General features: G+C 61.1%; 12 protein-coding genes. 5 read left to right on the top strand and 7 right to left on the bottom strand.

Translation table 11 applies throughout. The features are described 5' to 3' along the window. Nucleotides 1-187: 187 nt before the first annotated feature. On the bottom strand, nucleotides 188-2,755 hold the full coding sequence (valS, locus tag HYE77_RS22010; RefSeq protein ID WP_177069330.1) for a valine--tRNA ligase: 2,568 nt from the start codon (nucleotides 2,753-2,755) through the stop codon (nucleotides 188-190). Nucleotides 2,756-2,895: 140 nt separating this feature from the next. On the opposite strand from valS, the gene HYE77_RS22005 reads away from it, so the two are divergent. Further along, nucleotides 2,896-4,023 (top strand): NAD(P)/FAD-dependent oxidoreductase, encoded by a 1,128-nt coding sequence (locus HYE77_RS22005; protein WP_177069329.1) that lies wholly within the window; start codon nucleotides 2,896-2,898, stop codon nucleotides 4,021-4,023. A gap of 32 nt (nucleotides 4,024-4,055) precedes the next feature. On the opposite strand, the gene HYE77_RS22000 is transcribed toward HYE77_RS22005, so the two are convergent. The 4 genes from HYE77_RS22000 to HYE77_RS21985 form a co-directional block, all read right to left on the bottom strand. Further along, nucleotides 4,056-4,658: a dTMP kinase gene (locus tag HYE77_RS22000; RefSeq protein ID WP_102369080.1), complete on the bottom strand. Its 603-nt coding sequence runs from the start codon at nucleotides 4,656-4,658 to the stop codon at nucleotides 4,056-4,058. 32 nt (nucleotides 4,659-4,690) lie between these two features. Then, nucleotides 4,691-6,637, bottom strand: coding sequence for a PAS domain-containing sensor histidine kinase (locus tag HYE77_RS21995; protein ID WP_177069328.1), 1,947 nt, complete (start codon nucleotides 6,635-6,637; stop codon nucleotides 4,691-4,693). Between the two features lie 96 nt (nucleotides 6,638-6,733). After that, a complete protein-coding gene (locus tag HYE77_RS21990) occupies nucleotides 6,734-8,065 on the bottom strand; it encodes an LLM class flavin-dependent oxidoreductase (protein WP_177069327.1) in 1,332 nt (443 codons plus the stop codon). A 23-nt stretch (nucleotides 8,066-8,088) separates the two neighbouring features. Then, entirely contained in the window at nucleotides 8,089-9,045 is a 957-nt protein-coding gene (locus HYE77_RS21985) for an ABC transporter substrate-binding protein (RefSeq protein ID WP_177069326.1), read from the bottom strand. Nucleotides 9,046-9,364: 319 nt separating this feature from the next. Between HYE77_RS21985 and HYE77_RS21980 the strand changes: the two genes are divergently transcribed. From HYE77_RS21980 to HYE77_RS21970, 3 genes are all read left to right on the top strand, one after another. Then, entirely contained in the window at nucleotides 9,365-10,990 is a 1,626-nt protein-coding gene (locus tag HYE77_RS21980) for an efflux transporter outer membrane subunit (RefSeq protein WP_256347447.1), read from the top strand. Nucleotides 10,991-11,094: 104 nt separating this feature from the next. Further along, nucleotides 11,095-12,207, top strand: a complete 1,113-nt coding sequence (locus tag HYE77_RS21975; RefSeq protein ID WP_008433355.1) for an efflux RND transporter periplasmic adaptor subunit — start codon at nucleotides 11,095-11,097, stop codon at nucleotides 12,205-12,207. Nucleotides 12,208-12,216: 9 nt separating this feature from the next. Next, nucleotides 12,217-15,264, top strand: a complete 3,048-nt coding sequence (locus HYE77_RS21970) for an efflux RND transporter permease subunit (protein WP_177037145.1) — start codon at nucleotides 12,217-12,219, stop codon at nucleotides 15,262-15,264. 36 nt (nucleotides 15,265-15,300) lie between these two features. On the opposite strand, the gene treS is transcribed toward HYE77_RS21970, so the two are convergent. Continuing rightward, entirely contained in the window at nucleotides 15,301-17,352 is a 2,052-nt protein-coding gene (gene treS, locus HYE77_RS21965; RefSeq protein WP_008433350.1) for a maltose alpha-D-glucosyltransferase, read from the bottom strand. A gap of 122 nt (nucleotides 17,353-17,474) precedes the next feature. Continuing rightward, entirely contained in the window at nucleotides 17,475-18,257 is a 783-nt protein-coding gene (locus HYE77_RS21960; protein ID WP_177037143.1) for an SDR family NAD(P)-dependent oxidoreductase, read from the bottom strand. Between the two features lie 128 nt (nucleotides 18,258-18,385). On the opposite strand from HYE77_RS21960, the gene HYE77_RS21955 reads away from it, so the two are divergent. After that, nucleotides 18,386-19,534: an aldose epimerase family protein gene (locus HYE77_RS21955; RefSeq protein ID WP_102604320.1), complete on the top strand. Its 1,149-nt coding sequence runs from the start codon at nucleotides 18,386-18,388 to the stop codon at nucleotides 19,532-19,534. The last annotated feature ends 122 nt before the right edge of the window (nucleotides 19,535-19,656 follow it).

Here is a 19,656-nt window from a genome sequence, read left to right as displayed (position 1 = left end):
TTACTGAGTGCTAATGGTAGCCAAGCCACCGCTGGCGACCTATGCCGGATCATCTATGAGGCTTGCCTATTCCTATTCGCTTCTGCTCATACGCTCAATTGTCCCGATGTGGCTCGATTGACGCAGGCTGATGCGTGGTCCGGCCCGCCCCAGTGGGTGTCACTGAGGCGGTCGGCACCACTCCACGTTACGTCAGCCAGACATCCACCTGCCGCTCCGCGCCCTCTATAAACACCAAGGCCTCGACCTGCCCCGCCTCTATCAGGTCTTGGCTGACGCCTTTTATCAGTTCAAGCTGCGCGGCGCTGTCGACCAGCTCAACACGTGCTACCGGAGCCTTCATGGATTGGCTGGCGTCAGACTTTGCTTTGCGAATCGCAGACAGCACGCTGCTCAGGCTCATCAATAACTGTTCAACAGCCGCGTCAGGGCAAGCGTCCCCTTGCGGCCAGGGCGCCTTGTGCACTGAGCCGCAATTCCAGGATTGCCAGACCTCCTCACACACAAAGGGTAGAAATGGCGCAAACAGTCGCTGCTGCACGCTCAGCGCATGTGCCAATGCATTACGCGCCGAGTAGCCGTCGGGTCGATAGGCACGACGCTTGACCAATTCGACGTAGTCATCGCAAAACCACCAGAAGAATCCTTCGATACGCGACAACGCCCCGCTGTAGTCATAGGCCTCCAGCGCGACGGTAGCGTCCTGGACTACGCCACCCAAGCGTTCAAGCATGGCTTGATCCAGCGGTTGGTCGATATCCCCGGTGTCATCCTTCGCAAAGCCTTGAACCAACCTCGAAAGATTGAACAGCTTGACGGCCAGGCGGCGGCCGATTTTCATCTGCTGCTCTTCAAAGGCTGTGTCACTGCCGAGCCGCGCCGAGGCAGCCCAATAGCGCACGCCGTCACTTCCATACTGGTCGAGCAAGGCTTGAGGGGTGACCACATTCCCCTTGGACTTGGACATTTTCTTGCGATCAGGATCAAGGATCCACCCGGAAAGCGCGACGTTGCGCCATGGCGCGCAACCGTGTTCAAAATGGCTGCGTACCAGTGTCGAGAACAGCCAGGTTCGGATTATGTCGTGACCTTGGGGCCTGAGGTCCATCGGGTATATTTTGGCAAACAACCCATCGTCCTCTCCCCAGCCGCCGGCAATCTGAGGCGTCAGGGAACTGGTGGCCCAGGTGTCCATGATGTCTTGTTCACCGATAAACCCGTTGGGTTGACCACGTTGTTCGGATCGATAGCCCGGTGGCGTATCCAGGCCCGGATCAACAGGCAGGCTTGCCTCACTGGCGATAATCGGAGCGCCATGCTCGGCTTCGCCTTGTGCGTCCAGGCGATACCAGAACGGAATCGGCACGCCGAACGTACGTTGACGACTGATTAGCCAGTCTCCATTCAACCCCCCTACCCAATGCTCGTAACGCCTGAGCATGTGCGGCGGATGCCAGTCCAACGCCTGGCCAGCGTCGAGCAACACATCCCTCAGGTTCGCGTCGCGTCCGCCATTGCGCAAGTACCATTGCCGCGTCGCGAGAATTTCCAAAGGCCGGTCGCCTTTCTCGAAGAACTTTACCGCGTGTTTAATCGGTCGTGGTTCATCTCGCATGGCGCCGCAGTCACGCAACATCGAAACGAGCTGCGTACGAACCTGGGACAGGGTACGGCCGGCCAGGCCTGCGTAGGCCTGTTGGCTGCGCGGAGTCGTCAACCAGGAGGGCGTCTCAAGTAACAGCCGCCCGTCCTTTCCCAGGACTGACCGTGTGGGCAGCTGCAACTCCCGCCACCAAATCACATCGGTTAGATCGCCAAAGGTGCAGACCATCGCCAACCCGGTGCCCTTGCCGGGGTCACCCAAAGGGTGGGCCAGCAGCGGAACGTCCAGGTCAAAAATCGGCGCACGCACGGTCTGCCCGAACCTCGCCTGATAACGAGCGTCGTCCGGGTGAGCCACCAGCGCTACGCATGCCATCAGCAACTCAGGTCGAGTCGTAGCAATCTTCAGTTCGGCACCATCAGCCGCGTCGAAGCCGAGTTCGTGATACGCACCCGCAACCTCGCGCTCCTCAAGCTCTGCCTGGGCTACGGCCGTCTGGAACGTCACATCCCAGAGGCACGGAGCCTCCTGGCTATACAGTTCGCCACGCTGGTAGTTACGCAGTAACGCGCGCTGACTGGCTCGTTGGGAGCGTTCATCAATGGTGGCGTATGAAAGACTCCAATCAACGGACAAGCCCAGTTGCACGAACAGTGCACGGAACGCTTGCTCATCGATGGCCGTCAGCTCATGGCACAACTCGATAAAGTTGCGCCGACTGATGACGGCAAAGTCAGCCCGTTTTAATGGAATTGACTCGGAGGGTTTGAAGCCAGGCTGGTAAGCGGCCAACGAGTCGCAACGTACGCCGTAGAAATTCTCGACCCTGCGTTCGGTCGGCAAGCCATTGTCGTCCCAACCCATGGGGTAGAACACAGCCTTGCCGCGCATCCGCTGGAACCGGGCGATGATATCGGTGTGGGTGTAGCTGAAGACATGGCCAACGTGCAACGAACCTGAGGCTGTCGGTGGCGGCGTGTCGATGGAGAATACAGCGTCGCGTTGGGCGCTGTGGTCAAAGGCATACGTGCCTTCGAGCTGCCAACGCTGAGACCAGCGTGTTTCGAGGTTTTCAAGCGAGGGGGTGACGGTTTGATCGTTTAGAACTTCATCACGTTTAACGGTGACATAGCTTCCTCCTGTCAACATCATGGGGCGCAACAACGGTTGTGCGCCGAAGCAAACTTTATATTCAATCGCCTGCGGAAAGTAAACCCCTTGAACCAGGCCATTTTTTCCACAAAATAGCGTAAAAACAGTCCGGAAGATTTCTCACATTCAACAGGTACCCTATGCACACCCCCGTCACAATCATCGGTGCTGGCCTGGGCGGTCTCATCCTGGCCCGCGTGCTGTACGTCCACGGTATTGCCGCCACCGTCTATGAAGCAGAGCCGTCGGCAACCGCACGCGCCCAAGGCGGGATGCTCGATATCCACGACTACAACGGCCAACTGGCCTTGCAGGCAGCGGGCCTGACGGACGAGTTCCGCGCGCTTATCCTGAAAGGTCGCGAGGCGACTCGGGTGCTTGATTGGCAGGGTGCCACTCTGTTGGATCAACCCGACGACGGCACAGGCGGCCGTCCCGAGGTCATGCGTGGCGAACTGCGCAAGATGCTCCTCGATTCACTGCCCGCCGGTACTGTGCGTTGGGGCCACAAGGTCAAGAGCGTGCGCGCCCTCGGCGAGGGTCGCCACGAAGTGACCTTCGCCGACGGTACTTGCGTTGCCACCGACCTGCTGGTTGGCGCGGACGGAGCCTGGTCAAAGGTCCGGCCGCTGGTCAGCGACGCTGCCCCCGAGTACATGGGCCGCTCGTTGATCGAAACCTACCTGTATGACAGCGACGCCCGGCACCCGGCCACCTCCAGGGCGGTAGGTGGCGGTGCGATGTTCGCACTTCAACCGGGAAAAGGGATCCAGGCGCACCGTGAGACGGGCGCCACGCTGCACACCTACGTAGTGCTCACCGAATCCCAAAGCTGGTTTGCCACCATCGATTTCACCGACACGGCAACGGCGGCGGCACGGATCGCGCAGGAATTCGCAGGCTGGTCCCCTGCCCTCACGGCGCTGATCACCGACAGTGACACCGAACTGGTATGGCGCCCGCTCTTTATGCTGCCGGTTGAGCACCGCTGGGAGCGGGTGCCGGGCGTAACGCTGATCGGTGATGCCGCACACCTTGCGGCCCCGAATGGCGAAGGCGCGAACCTGGCCATGTACGATGGTGCCGAACTCGGCAAGGCCATCGCCTCATACCCTGATGACGTCGAAGCCGCCCTGGGCGAATACGAACAGGCCATGTTCCCGCGCAGCGCGCAAATGGCTGCCGAGGGGAATGAACTGCATGAGTTGCTGTTTGGTGACGATGCCCCCTATAGCCTGGTCAGCATGTTCAACGGGGCAAGTGCCTGAACAGGGCTCGATAGCCGACCGTATCGGCGGGGTCAATCACACTGGAAGGACTCAAGGACGTTATAAATTTCGGAAACCACCTGCCGTGTCGCGCCCTCGATGGTTCCTTCATTCCGGCATAACACCCAGCCGTGATCCGCAACCGCTCGCTCGAACGCCCGGGTACAGGCGACATGTTCTGCCAGCGTGTGGATCACGGTACTGCTCAGTCCGCGCCGGCGTGCCGCGGCCCGTGCCCATGAAATATCAGGGTCGGTGACGACCCCGATATGCAGGTCCGGCACTTGCACGTTTCGATCAATGTTCAACTGCAGGATTTCTGCCAGCGGGACTTCCCGGCGAAACGCGGCATCAGACGGGTACCAGCGGTCGATCAGGACGATGCTGCCTGGAGGCTGTCTAGCCAGCACGTGCCGGGAAATCCACGCGCGGCTATCAGCGAAGCGTTCACAAACCTCCCACTCCAGATCCAGGCCGGGATGCCTGGCGAGTCTGTTAACGAGGGTCATTGTTTCACTTCTGAAGGGATCGCTTTTTCTCTCGCAAAGCCGGATCACCATTCTGTTGTCAGCCCTAAGCGCTTTTGTTACGGACTCCAGCAATGTGGTTTTGCCAGTACCCTTGGGGCCATCCATGGAAACAAACAACGGACGGCCAGCCGCCTGGCTCAACACGGCTTGTCGGTCCGGCTGCGCATGGTTTCGGCGATCACCTTGGCCAGTGCAGATTGATCGAATGGCTTGGGTAAGCGCGTCAATGTGGTCTTGAGGTCCAGGGAGATTTCCGCAAAGCCCGAGGAAAGAATGATGGGAAGGTTGGGATACAACGACTCGATGTTGCCGGCAAGCTCGATCCCGGTCATGTCCGGCATTGCCATGTCTGTCACGACCAGGTCAAAGCACGCGCCTTGCGCCAGGAACGCCAACGCAGCATGGCCGTCTCCTGCCGACACAACATGATGGCCCAGGTCTTCAAGCATCGCCCCGGTGCTGATCAGCACCAGCGGGTCGTCATCTACCAGCAGAATCTCGAGGCATTGCTGATGGGCTGCATCGGGTGTATCTGCAGTTGATGCCAGCGCCGCAGACTGTGTGGTGTCGGTCACCGCCACCGGTAACCAGAGCTCTGCGGCTGTGCCCTCTCCTACCCGACTCTTCAGCACAAAGTGGCCCTGTGACTGTGCCGCCAGGCCATGCACCATCGAAAGCCCAAGCCCGGTGCCTTTTCCCGCTCCCTTGGTGGTGAAGAACGGCTCCATGGCCCGTTGCAAGGTCGCGTCATTCATCCCGGGGCCGGTGTCGATGACAGAGATGCAAATCAGCCTTTGCGAGTCATTCGCCCCGTCGGGAAACGCATCCTCCCGCGCTGAAATCAGGATCCTGCCCCGACCTTCCATTGCGTCCCGGGCGTTGATCACCAGGTTCATCACAGCCATTTCCAGTTGGCTCATGTCGACCAATACCGGCCGCAGGATCAAGGGGAACTGTGTGTCGACGTTGATGCCTGCGCCCAACATGCGGGACAGCAGGTCTGACATGTTGCGGATCAGATCGCCCACATCCACAGGCTGAGGGTCAAGCTCCTGGCGACGGGCAAAGGCCAGCATCCGCTGAGTCAGCGTTGCGCCCCGCTGGGCGCCCGCGATGGCATTATTCAGTAAGGCGCAGGTTCTCGAGTCCTGCGGGACACGCTTCTTGGCGAGTTCAAGACTCCCCAGAATCACCATCAGGAGGTTGTTGAAGTCATGGGCGATGCCGCCGGTGAGCTGGCCCAGGGACTCCATTTTCTGGGATTGGAATAACGCCTCTCGGGTTTCCTTGATCTCCTGTTGAGCCTGGACGCTTTCGGTAACGTCCCGGGTGATCTTCGCAAACCCCACCAGCTCACCCAGTTCATTCTTGATCGGGTCGATAACCACATGGGCGAGGAATCCCGTGCCGTCCTTGCGCAGGCGCCAGCCCTGCCCTTCGTAACGACCTTCCCTGACCACCGTTTCAAGGGCGCGCTGCGGGACGTTGTGGTCTACGTCCTCACGCTGGAAGAACATGGAGTAATGCCTGCCGATGACTTCTGCCGGCTGATAACCCTTGATGCGCTGGGCGCCGGCGTTCCAGGTGGTGATCACGCCGTTGGGGTCCAGCATATACAGCGCGTAGTCGGTGACGCCTTGCACCAGCAGGCTGAATTGCTGCTCGCTCTGGCGCAGCGCCTGCTCCGCGGCCTTACGCTCGGTCAGGTCCCGTGTGACCTTGGCGAAGCCAATCAACGTGCCGTCGTCGGCGCGTATCGGGTCGATGATCACCAGTGCCCAGAGACGAGTCCCATCCTTGCGGATGCGCCAACCTTCGCCCTCGAAGCGCCCTGACTGCTCGGCGCTCTTGAGTGCCCGGCCCGGCAAGTCCGAGGCCAGGTCTTCCGGGGTGTAGAACAGCGAAAAATGCCTGCCCAGCACTTCACTCTGTTCGTACTGCTTGATCTTTCTCGCCCCGGAGTTCCAACTGCGAATCAACCCGTTCGTATCAAGCATATAGATGGCATAGTCGACCACTGCGTCGACGAGCAGTCGATACCGGTCGTCCTGATTGAAAGGCCCTTGTGCAGGATGGGATGGCATCAGGAAAGTCTCGGGACAAATGAGTGGCTTGAACCCTCAGTATGTCTAAAAAAATCCCCGGCCCACCAATTTATTCATCTGGACAGTTGTTTTGAGTCAACCGCCGCCGTTGCGCGCAAACCGTGGAATCTTCAATCCCAGGCTTTCCCGCAAGGTCGTACCTTCATAAGCCGTGCGATACACGCCGCGCTCCTGCAACAACGGGATGACCTCGTGCGTGAAGCGCTTGAACTGCTCCGGATGGCCGATGTAGATGTTGAAACCATCCACCGCGCGGGCTTCAAGCCAGTCAGCCATTTTCCGAGCGACGGTATCCGCCGATCCGACAAACGCTCCCGGGCGCAGTTGCCGCCCGAACTCCACCGCCTGGCGCAATGTAAAACCTTTCTCCCGTGCCTGATCGGCAATGCGTTTGGCCGCGGTAAAAAAGCTGCTGCGTGCCGCCTCCAGGCTCTCCTGCGGGAACGGCGCATCAAGGTCGTACTGGCTGAAATCATGCCAGCCGAAATTGCGTCCGAACTCCTTCAGCGCCAGCTCAAAACTGTGGTCGGCCTGATGGTAGTGCCGCTCGATTTCACGCGCCTGTTCATCGGTATCGCCTACATAAATCTCGGCGCCGGGCATCACCAGCAATTGCTCCGGATCGCGGCCATGTTGCAGCGCCCTGCCCTTGATATCCCGATAAAAAGCCTGGCCCTGCTCGATGCTGGCCGCATGGGTAAAGATCACATCGGCCGTGGCTGCGCCGAGGTCGCGGCCTTGTTCCGAATCGCCAGCCTGGAAGATCACCGGTTGGCCCTGGGGTGAGCGCTGGATATTCAGCGGCCCGACCACGAAAAAGTGCTCGCCCTTGTGATTCAGGCTGTGGAGTTTGGCGGGGTCGAGAAACCGGCCGGTGGCGCGGTCACGCACGAAGGCATCTTCCTCATAGGAGTTCCACAGGCCCTGCACGACCTGGACGTGTTCGGCCGCCCGGCCATAGCGGGTGTCGTAGTCATAATGTTCGTCGCGGCTGTAGTTGCCGGCGGTACCGGCGTCGCCGCTGGTGACCACGTTCCAGCCGGCGCGGCCTTTGCTGATCAGGTCGAGTGAGGCCAGGCGCCGCGCGACGTTATAGGGCGAGTTGTAAGAGGTCGTCAGCGTACCGACCAGGCCCAGGTGCCGGGTGCTTACGGCAAGTGCCGATAACAGCGTCAGCGGCTCCAGCCGGTTCAGGTAGTGGGATGGCGAACCCGGTGTGATGAATTGGCTGTCGACGATGAACATCAAGTCGAACAATGCTGCCTCGGCCTGGCGTGCAATGTCGATGTACCAGTCGACGTTGACGCTGGCATCGGCCGGCAATTGCGGGTCGAGCCACAGATTGTGGCGGCCGGGCCCGCCGCAGCCCATGGTCAGGGCGCCGAGTTTGAGCTGTCTTTTAGTCATGTCCTACGTATTCCTGGAAACGTTCAGGGCTGGGTTCTGGCGACGGCTGGTTGCAAGGACGCCGCGAAGGAGTCGTCGAACAGCTTGGCTGCCGGGTAAGACTTGACCAGTCCCTGGCTTGCGAAAAAGTCCACGGTCTTTTGTGCTTCTACAGGCGACTGGGCTGTCACCGGTTCGACCGTCGTGCGTGCCCGGGCAAACCAGGCGCGGGCAATGTCGGCATCTGCGCGGGTGCGCTTGGCCCAGGCATCTGCATACGCGTCGGCGTTGGCCGGGCTTTGGCGCGTCCAGTCACGGGCTTTCTTCAGGCGTTGGAGAAAATCGCTGATTTGCGCACGCTTGTTATCGACGGCTCTGGTGCTGGCGGCAACGAAACTCTGGGCCGGGATCAGCCCGTCTGCGGTCGCCAATACCCGTGCGCCCTGGCGTTCCTGTTGGGTGACGTAGGGTTCCCAGGTGGCGATGACGTCGACCGAACCGCCGTCCAGTGCATGGGAAGCATCCAGTGCACTGAGGTAACGCAACTCCAGGGCCTCTTTCGGCACGCCCGCCTTATCCAGTGCGGTCAGCAGCAATTGCTGGCTCCAGGAGCCTTTCCAGATGGCGGCGCGCTTGCCTTTGAGGTCCGCAAGGCTGTGGATCGAGGAATCCTTTTTCACCAGGATGGCCACGCCCTCGAGGTTTTGCCGGCTGATGGCAATCACCTTGATCGGTGCGCCGAGTGCACCGAGGAACAGCACGGGCGCATCGCCGAGCAGGCCGATGTCGAGGCTGTTGGTATTGAGGGCTTCCGCCACCGGAGACCCGGCGGTGAATTGCTTCCATTCAAGGGTGTAGGGCAGATCATCCAGCACCCCCGCCGCTTCCATCACGGCCTGGGCGTTGTAGCTTTGGTCTCCGACCACCAGCGTTTGCGCGTTCGCGGTCAGGCACAGCAGCGTGGCGGCCAACCCGGCCGCCAGTTTTGTCAGGTAACGCACGTTCGTCTCCAGATGCCTTCTCAAGCATTGAAAGTCGATCCGCGCGTGCGGTCTCGGCAGTGTTCGTAGGGAGGGCTACGATGAGGGGCTGACGGCTGCATGTAAAATACTTATAACGCATAACCTAATTCGATATTAATGCGTTAAATGCATTTTTGTGGGTGATCGGCGCGCACGGACATTGCGTACCCGCCTGCACCACCTACACTGATTTGAATTCGGCGACTCTCGCGCCATTTTTTCAGCCGTATGGCCCGATGCCCGCGCACTCATTGCTCAACAAATAAAGCAGTTAACCAACTGATTAATCAGAGTAAATATGAAAGAGCAGCCTCGGCAGCTTGCATCGGCACCGCAACCAGTGGCGCACAGCCGCGCCCTTTTTCGACCACCCCACCTTCTGGCTCCGTTGAGCCTGCTGTGCATCGCCCTCGCCGGCTGCACCGTCGGGCCCGATTTCGCGCGTCCTGAGGTGCCGGCGAACGCCGATTATTCACGAGAAAAACTCACCTCCACCACCAAGGCCGATATCGACACCGGCGGTGCGGCGCAGCGGTTGATCGCCGGGATGGATATTCCCGGGCAATGGTGGACGCTGTTCCGCTCACCGGAACTGAACGCGCTGGTGGAGGAAGCCTTGCGCGCCAACCCGGATGTCACCGCCGCGCAGGCGGCATTGCGCCAGGCCAACGAGCTGGTCTATGCCGACCAGGCGTCGCTGTTTCCCTCGGTGAGCGGCAACGTGCAGAAGGCCCGCGAGAAAGTATCGGGCGTCACCTCGGGCCTGCCGGAGTCGCCGATTCTCACGGTGAGCTCGGCGTCGCTGAGCGTGTCCTATGCCCCGGATGTATTCGGCGGCACGCGCCGGCAAATTGAATCCACCTCGGCCCAGGCCGAGTACGAGCGCTTCCAGTTGGAGGCGACCTACCTCACCTTGACCTCCAATGTGGTGAACACCGCAGTCAGCCTGGCCTCTATACGCGACCAGATCGCCGCCACCGAAACCATCATTCGGCTACAGAGTGATCAGCTCGACGTCCTGCAGGCGCAGCGCCGGCTGGGTGCGATCGGTGACACCGACGTGCTCACACAGCAGACCGCGCTGGCGCAAACCCGTGCCACCTTGCCGCCCCTGCAAAAGCAGTTCGCCCAGACCCGCAACCAGTTGATGGCCTACCTCGGCCGGTTTCCCAACCAGGACCGGGACGAGCGCTTCAACCTCGCCTCCCTGCACCTGCCCGAAGAACTGCCGCTCAGCCTGCCTTCGGCCATCGTTGGCCAGCGGCCCGATGTGCGTTCCGCGCAGGCGCAACTGCATCAGGCCAGTGCCAATATCGGCGTGGCCGTCGCCAATCAGTTGCCGCAGTTCAGCATTACCGGGTCGGTGGGCTCCACGGTGGCCAGCGGGACCAAATTGTTTTCGGCGGGCAGTGGGGTCTGGAGCCTAGCCGGGTCGATCACCCAACCGATCTTCGATGCCGGCGCACTCGAACATCGCAAACGCGCTGCCGTGGCCGCCTATGACGAGTCGGCAGCCCGCTACCGTGGCACGGTGATCGGCGCGTTCCAGGACGTGGCCAACGCACTGCGGGCGCTGGAGGCGGATGCCGATGCGCTCAACCAGCAGGTGGTGGCCGAGCGCTCTGCCCAAGCCAACCTGGACCTGGTGCAGGCGCAGTTCAAACTCGGTGCCGTGGCGTACATCAACCTGCTCACGGCCCAGCAAACCTACCAGAACACCGTGCTGGCCCGGGTCAGGGCGCAGGCCTCCCGCTACAGCGACACCACCGCGCTCTTCCAGGCATTGGGTGGCGGATGGTGGAACCGTACCGATGTGGACCCTGCCACCAAGGGCCGGCCTGATCGGTTCGGCCTGCCTTCGTGGAACGAGATCATGCCGGCCAGGAACGAGGCAGCGCCTGCCGATTCGGCACGGTTCAACTGAACTGAACTCTTGAAACAGCGAGAACATCCATGGCTGACGTCATAACCGCCTCTCCCCTGCCCACCGAGCCCGGCGCACCGCGCAAGCGCCGACTGTGGCGGCCGATGATCATCATGATCGTGGTGGTGCTGGTGATTGTGGCGATCATTGCCGGGGTGAAGTTCGTGCAGATTTCGGCGCTGATCGCCCAGTCGAAAATGCCCCTGCCCGCCTCCGTGGTCACGGCCATGAAGGTGCCGTTCAGCGACTGGCAACCGAATGTCAGCGCCGTGGGCTCAATGAAAGCGGTCAGGGGGGTGGATGTGACCACTGAAGTGGGCGGCATCGTGCGCACCATCGGCTTCACGCCCGGGCAAGAAGTGGCGGCCCAGGCGCTGCTCGTCCAGCTGAATGCCGACTCGGACATCGCGCAACTGCATTCCCTTGAGGCCACGGCCGACCTGGCGGTGATCGTCCTCAAGCGTGACAAGGCGCAACTGGCGGTTAACGCCATCTCCCAGGCACAAGTGGACACTGACACCGCCGACCTCAAAGCCAAGCTCGCCGCCGCCGAACAACAGCGCGCGCTGGTGGCGAAAAAAACCATCCGCGCACCCTTTGCCGGGCGCATCGGCATCACCAGCGTCAACCCTGGCCAATACCTCAACCCCGGCGACAAGATCGCCACGCTGCAAACCTTCGATCCGATCTACATCGACTTCACGGTGCCCCAGACTCAAATGGAGGCCATCGCCATCGGCCAAGGGGTTTCGGTAACGGCCGACGGCCTGTCGAATCAAACCTTCACCGGCAAGATCAGCACCATCGACACCCAGTTCGACGCCACCACGCGCAATGTCACCGTGGAAGCCACCGTCGACAACCCCAAACAGAACCTGGTGCCCGGGATGTTTGCCCGCGCCGTGGTCAACTCCGGTGCGACGCAGCGCTACCTCACCGTTCCGCAGACATCGGTGACCTACAACCCTTACGGCACCACGGTATTCATTGCCACATCGAGCAAGAACGACAAGGGTGAGGAAGTCCTCACCGCGCAACAGACCTTTATCAAGACCGGACCGACCCGGGGCGATCAGGTGGCGATCCTGTCGGGCGTGAAGGAAGGTGACCTGCTGATCACCAGCGGCCAGATGAAGCTCAAGAATGGCTCGCCGGTGAAGGTCGATAACAGCGCCGCGCCGCTGAACGATCCTGCGCCGACTCCCCAAGAACACTAAAGGTGTCCCATGAAGCTTACCGATACCTTTATCCAGCGGCCGGTCTGGGCGATTGTCGTCTCGCTGTTCATCCTGATCCTGGGGCTGCGCTCGATCTTCGAATTGCCAGTGAACCAATGGCCACGCACCGAAAATACCGTGGTCACCATCACTACCGCCTACTACGGCGCGGACGCCTCCACCGTTGCCGGCTTTATCACCCAGCCGCTTGAATCGGCCATCGCCCAGGCCCAGGGCATCGACTACCTGTCTTCAACGAGCATCACCGGTGTCTCGACGATTACCGCCACGCTGCGGCTGAATTACGACGCGAGCAAGGCCCTCACCGAGATCAACACCCAGGTCAACTCGGTCAAGAACCAACTGCCGGCGCAGTCCCAGGAACCAGTGCTGACGGTGGCGGTCGGGCAGACCACAGACGCCATGTACCTGGGTTTCTACAGCGACACCCTGCCCACCAACAACATCACCGACTACCTGGTGCGGGTGGTCAAGCCCAAGCTGGACTCGATCCAGGGCGTGCAAACCGCAGAAATCCTCGGCGGGCGCCAGTTCGCCCTGCGCGCCTGGATGGACCCGAACAAACTGGCAGCGCATAACGTGACCGCCCAGGACGTGTCCACCGCCCTGGCCAACAACAACTACCTGTCTGCCGTCGGTTCCACCCGTGGGCAAACGGTGACGGTCGACCTGACGGCCGGGACCGACTTGCACACCGTGGATGAATTCAAGCGGCTGGTGGTCAAGCAGAAAGGCGATGCCCTGGTGTACCTGGAGGACGTGGCCACCGTCACCCTCGGCGCCGAAAGCTACGACAGCAGCGTGGCGTTTTCCGGCAAGCGTTCGGTGTTCATCGGCATCAAGACGGCGCCGACTGCCAATATCCTGACGGTGGCCGACAGCGTGCGCGAGGCCTTCCCCGAGCTGCAATCCCAGTTGCCCACCGGGGTACGCGGCGAGATCGTGTATGACTCCACGGAGTTCATCAACACCTCGATCTATGAGGTGGTGAAGACCCTGGTCGAGGCGATGATCATTGTGTCGGTGGTGATCTACCTGTTCCTCGGCTCGTTCCGCGCGGTGATCGTGCCGCTGGTGGCGATCCCTCTGTCGCTGGTCGGGACCTTCTTCATCATGTACCTGCTGGGGTACTCGATAAACCTGCTGACCCTGCTTGCCCTGGTATTGGCGATCGGCCTGGTGGTGGACGACGCGATTATCGTGGTGGAAAACGTCGACCGGCATATCAAGGAAGAAGGCAAAGGCGTGCTGGAGGCTGCGCTGGTTGCCGCGCGGGAACTGGGTGGGCCGATCATCGCGATGACCGTGGTGCTGATCGCGGCCTACGTGCCCATCGGGCTGCGCAGCGGCCTTACCGGTGCGCTGTTCAAGGAGTTCTGTTTCTCGCTGGCGGGTGCCGTGACTGTGTCGGCCGTGGTGGCGTTGACGCTTTCGCCGATGATGACGTCCCGGCTGTTCAAGACCGGGCAGGAAGAAGGTCGTTTCGCCCGCAAGCTCGATCAGTACTTTGACTGGTTGCGGGGCCGTTACCACCGCGTACTCTCGGGCGGCCTGAACGTATGGCCGGTGCTGGTGACGTTTGGTTTTGTGCTGTTCCTGCTGGTGGCCGCCAGCGGCATGACCGCCAAAAGCGAACTGTCGCCCACCGAGGACCAGGGGCTGGTGTTCATGCAGATCAAGGGCCCGCCCACTGCCTCGCCGCAGCAGATGGAGCGCATCGCCGACCAGGCCTTCCAGATCGCCAACAAAGAGCCGGAATACGCGCAGATGTTCCAGCTGACCGGGTTGCCTATCCTCAACCAGGGCCTGGGCGGTGTACTGCTGAAAAACTGGGGCGACCGCTCGCGCTCCCAAGCCCAACTGATATTGGAACTCCAGCAGAAATGGAACCAGGTGCCGGGCGCCACCATCGCCGCCTTCCCCCTGCCGTCGCTGCCGGGCGCCCAGGGCTTGCCGGTGCAGTTCGTGATCACCACCACCGACTCGGTGGAAAACCTCAATGAAGTCGCCCAGGCCGTGGTGGTCGAGGCCCAGAAACAACAGCTGTTCTATTTCTCCGACATGGACCTGAAACTCGACAAGCCACAAGCCAAGCTGGTGGTGGACCGGGAAAAAATCGCCGCACTGGGCATGACCCAGGCCGACGTCGGTGCGGCGCTGTCCGCGGCACTGGGCGGCAACTACGTGAACTACTTCTCCACTGCCGGGCGCTCGTACAAAGTCATTCCCCAGGTGTTGCAGGTTGATCGCCTCAACCCGGACCAGATTCTCGATTACTACATTCGCACGCCATCCGGCAGCATGATCCAGGCGCGCACCGTGGCGCATATCGAAACCTCGACCCAGCCGGAATCCATCAACCACTTCCAGCAACTCAACTCGGCGACCCTGTCGGGCGTCAGCGGCGTGGCCCAGGGCGAACTGCTGGCGAAACTGAACACCATTCTGACTAATATTGCGCCGTCGGGTTACACCTCGGACTTCTCCGGCGAATCACGCCAGTTCATGCAGGAATCCGGCGGGTTCTTCGGCCTGCTGATGTTCTCGATCCTGATTGTGTACCTGGCCCTGGCGTTTCAGTTCGAGAGTTTCCGCGACCCGGTGGTGATCCTGTTCTCGGTGCCCCCTGCACTCTTCGGCGCGCTGGCGTTTATCACCATGGGGTTTGCCTCGATCAACGTGTACACCCAGGTGGGCCTGGTGACGTTGCTGGGGTTGATCACCAAGCACGGGATCCTGATCGTGCAGTTTGCCAACGAGTTGCAGCGCGCCGGTCACAGCAAGCGTGAGGCCATAGAAGAAGCGGCCGGCGTGCGTTTGCGGCCGATCCTGATGACCACCGCCGCCATGGTGCTGGGCGTGGTGCCGCTGGTGTGGGCCTCCGGTGCCGGGGCTGCGGGACGGCATGACATGGGCCTGGTGATCTTTGCCGGGTTGTCGATCGGTACCGTGCTGACGCTGTTCATGGTGCCTGCGATGTATATGTTCATTGGCTCCACGCACCATCAGGAGGCGGAACAGCCGGTCCCCGTGTAGGAGCGAGCTTGCTCGCTCCTGCAGTGGATCAGTGGATCAGATCACTACCCGCAGCGCCAAGCCTTCATACGCATCCAGGGTGATGGTGAAATCACCCTCGGGCGTCAGATCGCCCTCCACCCGCTCATTGATGATGTCCACCACCGGCCCGGGCGCAATATCGGGCAGGTGCAGGGTTTCAGTAATCGGCGTCGAGCCGAAGTTCAGCGCCGTGATCTGGGTACCTTTGCCCGCCGGCAGCTCGTGCACCATGATCAACAGCCCCGGGTGCTGCACATCCGGCACCAGGATCTGGCGGCTGGCGGCGATGTCGTAGGCTCGGCGCACCGCGAGGATTCTTTGCAGTTGCGAGGCAAATGAATCCGGGTCGGCCAACTGGCTGATCAGGCTGCCATACAAGGTTTTCGGGCGTGGCATCTGCCCGGCGGATTGCTCCGCATCCGGATTCAGGTCCACCAGGTCATAGGCGCCGCGATGGATCCAGCGTGTGTCGCCATCCAGCATCAAGTGGGCCACCTCCTGCGCCGGCAACGGCAATGCGCCCACCAGGTCCCAGCCGGACAGTGCAAACACCCCCGGTTGCATCGCGTTGTACATCACCAGCAGCAGGTGAATCTGGCGGATCTGCTGGATATCCGCCGGGGTAATCGCCTCAAGGTCGCGAATGCCCAGCGCCGCTGTAATGATGCTGGCGGTGGTGCAGGACACGCCGTTGGTCACGAACTTCAGGTTATACGGCGCGTGTTCGCCAGCCAGGCGTTCGTACATCTGCTCACGGATATGCTCGCGCAGGATGCCGCCGGGAAAGGTCTGCCCCTGATAGAGGTAGGTGTCATGGGCGTGCAACGTCCAGAAGTGCACCAGTTCCAGGGTCAGCTCGTCATGGTTCTGCAAGGCGTGGATCAGCGAGCCGGGGTCGATGCCCAGGGTGTGCATCTCCCGCAGCATCAGGCGCAGGAATTCGGTGTCGCCCATCAATAACGCGTGCTGGTAAGCCGGGCGCGTGATGAAGTCGTAGGACAGGTCTGCGCCGCCGTGGGACATGGCGGCGATGTCGTCCACCGTCAGGTTCAATTCCTGGAAGCTGAAACCGCCCGCCTTGCGAATCGCGCCGCCCAGGATCTGGTTGCCGGTGATGGACAGCGGATGGCTTTCAGACCAGGCGTTACCTTCCAGTTTTCGTTCCACGCCAAGGAAACCGTTGGCGTCCAGGCGCAGGATCTTCGCCCCCATCACGTCGATGGCGTGCAGGGCATCGCCAATGATCATCTGCTGCGCGGCGAAGGTCGGATCCAGCCAGTTCAGCGACGGCTGCCCTTCCTTGAAGTAATGCAGGTACACCCAGCGCCGGGGCTTGCCGTCCACGCCGATGACCACATCGGTCGCGCTCCAGTCGGTTTCCTTGACCCCGGGCTCGAAGAAGATCACCCGTTGCAACTGGCCGACGATGTAGTGCTTGTCCCTGAGCACGTCGACCTGCTGCGGGCTGAGGTTCTGCGCATCGCGGCCCTCGCTGATATCGGGCAGCAGCGGCCAGTCTTCCTCGCGGATCTCCACCATGTGATAGAGCCCGGGATAGTCTTCGTAGGCCATCTCGGCCAGGCGGAAGTCCGCGCCCTTGCCGGTGTGGGACGGGATCACATCGTCGATGATCACTGCGTTGTGCGCGGCGGCCATGCGGGCCAGCGCCTGAAGCTGGGCTTCGGTGCCCAGTTGCGGGTCGATGTCGAAGCTGATGCGGTCAAAATTGCCGTCAATGGTGGGAGTGTGCTCGGTGCCGGATAGACCGCCCGAGCGTTTCAGCGGGCCGTTATGGATGCCCTGTATGCCGATTTTCGACAGCGCGTGCCACAAGGTTTCATCGCCCAGGGCCTCCAGTACGCTGCCGTTCTCGCGGGTGACGATGGACGCCGGATAGGCCGTGAACCACACCGATGCCAGGGCCGAAGCATCACGGGGCCGGGTATGCGCATACGGCTGTTGCCACAACCGGCCTTGCCCCGAATAAAGCCTGGCGCGCTGCTTGGCGGCATGCAGCATCGATTGTTCCACCAGCCAGGCCACATGTTTCTTATCGGCGTCCGTCATAAATCAATCACCTGCACCCATGAAGTAGTCGGTTGCGGTGGCTGCATATGAACCACCGTTCGTTACTGTATGAGGCCCCGGGCGGCGATTCGTTGCATCCGGGATGGCGACCCTTCCCCGGCCTAGACCCAGCCGCCGTCCACAATGAAGTTCTGTGCGGTACACATCGCCGATACATCAGAGGCCAGGAACAGCGCCATATTGGCGATATGTTCCGGCTCCACACTGCCCGGCAGGCACTGGCTGCGGGCGATCAACTCCCGGGCCGCGTCATCCACCCACATCGCCAGTTGTTTCTCGGTCATCACCCAGCCCGGCACCAGCGTATTGACCCTGATACGGCTGGGCCCAAGCTCCCGCGCCAGGGCCCGGGTCATACCGTGGGCGGCGGCTTTGCTGGCGGCGTATACCGGGTAGCCGCTGGAAGCCATCATCCAGCCAATGGAACCCAGGTTGATGATCGACCCGCCGCCTGCGGCCTTCATCATCGGCACCACGGCCCGGGCCGCGAAAAATGCGTGCTTCAGGTTGACCGAAATCAGTTGGTCGAACCGCTCCGAGTCGATTTCATCCAGGGTGTGCCGAACGTCATTGGCGGCATTGTTCACCAGCACGTCGATCGGCCCAAGGCTCTGCGCCAGGCACGCTATCGCGGCCTTGTACGCGATCTCGTCGGTGATATCGCAATGGGCGAATTCGACGGCATGGCCCTCGGCCGACAATATCGCCGCCAATCGGTCGCCCTGCCCTTGCGCCCGGTCCACGAAGGCTACCTTGGCCCCCTGGCGTGCGAAGGCACGCACCATGGCCTCGCCTATCCCGGAAGCACCGCCGGAGATCAGCACGGTTTTATCCCGCAGGTCCGGGTACATCGCCTGCGCGCCGGGCTGTTTTTCAGTGTTCATGGGGCAGTCACTCCGCTGTATTTAGTCTTATTTTATATTGCATGTTTTGCGATATTGGCTATAAATCAGCCCTGCAGCCGAATAAATAGTAGAACTATTTAATTAACAACAATAAAGGTAGCTCAGTCATGCGGCAATCCCGATTCCTGCTTACCGGCCTTGGCCTCTCCCTGGCGGTGGCCAGCCTGGGCGCTCAGGCGGCTGGCTTGTCCAGCGAACACAAACCCTTCGGTAAAACCAATGACGGCACCGCCGTCGAGCAGTATGTATTGCGTAACAGTCATGGCGTACAAGCCACGGTCATCACCTATGGCGCGGTCTTGCAGTCGCTGAAAGTACCCGACAAACACGGCCAGTTCGCCGACGTGGTGCTGGGCTTCGATGACGTCCAGGGCTACCAGGCCGGTACCGCGTTCTTCGGCGCGACCATCGGCCGTTTTGGCAACCGCCTGGACAAGGGCAGCTTTGAACTGGACGGCAAACGCTATCAAGTGCCCCTCAACGACGGGCCGAACTCGCTGCACGGCGGCCCGCAAGGTTTCGACAAGCATGTGTGGAAAGCCGAGCCGGTCAAGCAGGACGATTCGGTGGGCGTGACCCTGAGCTACCTGTCCAAGGACGGCGAGATGGGTTTCCCCGGCAACCTGAAAGTCGATGTCACCTATAGCCTCAACGACAAGAACGAACTGCACATCGACTACAAGGCCACCACCGACAAACCCACGGTGCTCAACCTCACCAACCACAGTTACTTCAACCTCGCCGGCGCCGGCAGCGGTGATGTGCTCAAGCAGGTCGCCACCCTGCATGCCAGCCATTACACCCCGGTCAACAGCACCCTGATTCCCACCGGCGAACTGGCCCCGGTCGCCGGTACGCCGATGGACTTTCTCAAGCCCACTGCCATCGGCCAGCACATCAAGGACGATCATCCCCAGCTGAAATTCGCCGAACCTAAACAAGGTGGCTTTGACTTCAACTGGGTGCTGGATGCCAAGGGTGATATCGGCAAACTGGCCGCCGACGTTCGTGACCCGCAGTCCGGTCGCCGCTTGCAGCTGTATACCAGCGAGCCTGGCGTGCAGTTCTATACCGGCAACTTCCTCGACGGAACGATCAAGGGCAAGGGTGGCACGCCTTACGCCCACTGGAGTGCGTTCACCCTGGAAACCCAGCATTTTCCCGACGGCCCCAACCAGCCGAGCTTCCCCTCTACCCGTCTCGATCCTGGCCAGACCTACACGCAGAATACCGTGCTGAAATTCTCTGCTGACTAAACCTGTGGGAGCTGTCGAGCTTTGGCGAGGCTGCGATGACGTCGGCACTATCAATATCCAAGGTGCCTGACCCACCGCTATCACAGCCTCGCTGAAGCTCGACAGCTCCCACAGTACCGGCG

This window comes from Pseudomonas sp. IPO3774, assembly GCF_013386835.1.
In the GTDB taxonomy this organism is placed as follows: domain Bacteria; phylum Pseudomonadota; class Gammaproteobacteria; order Pseudomonadales; family Pseudomonadaceae; genus Aquipseudomonas.
This window is presented reverse-complemented; position numbering and strand designations above follow the sequence as displayed.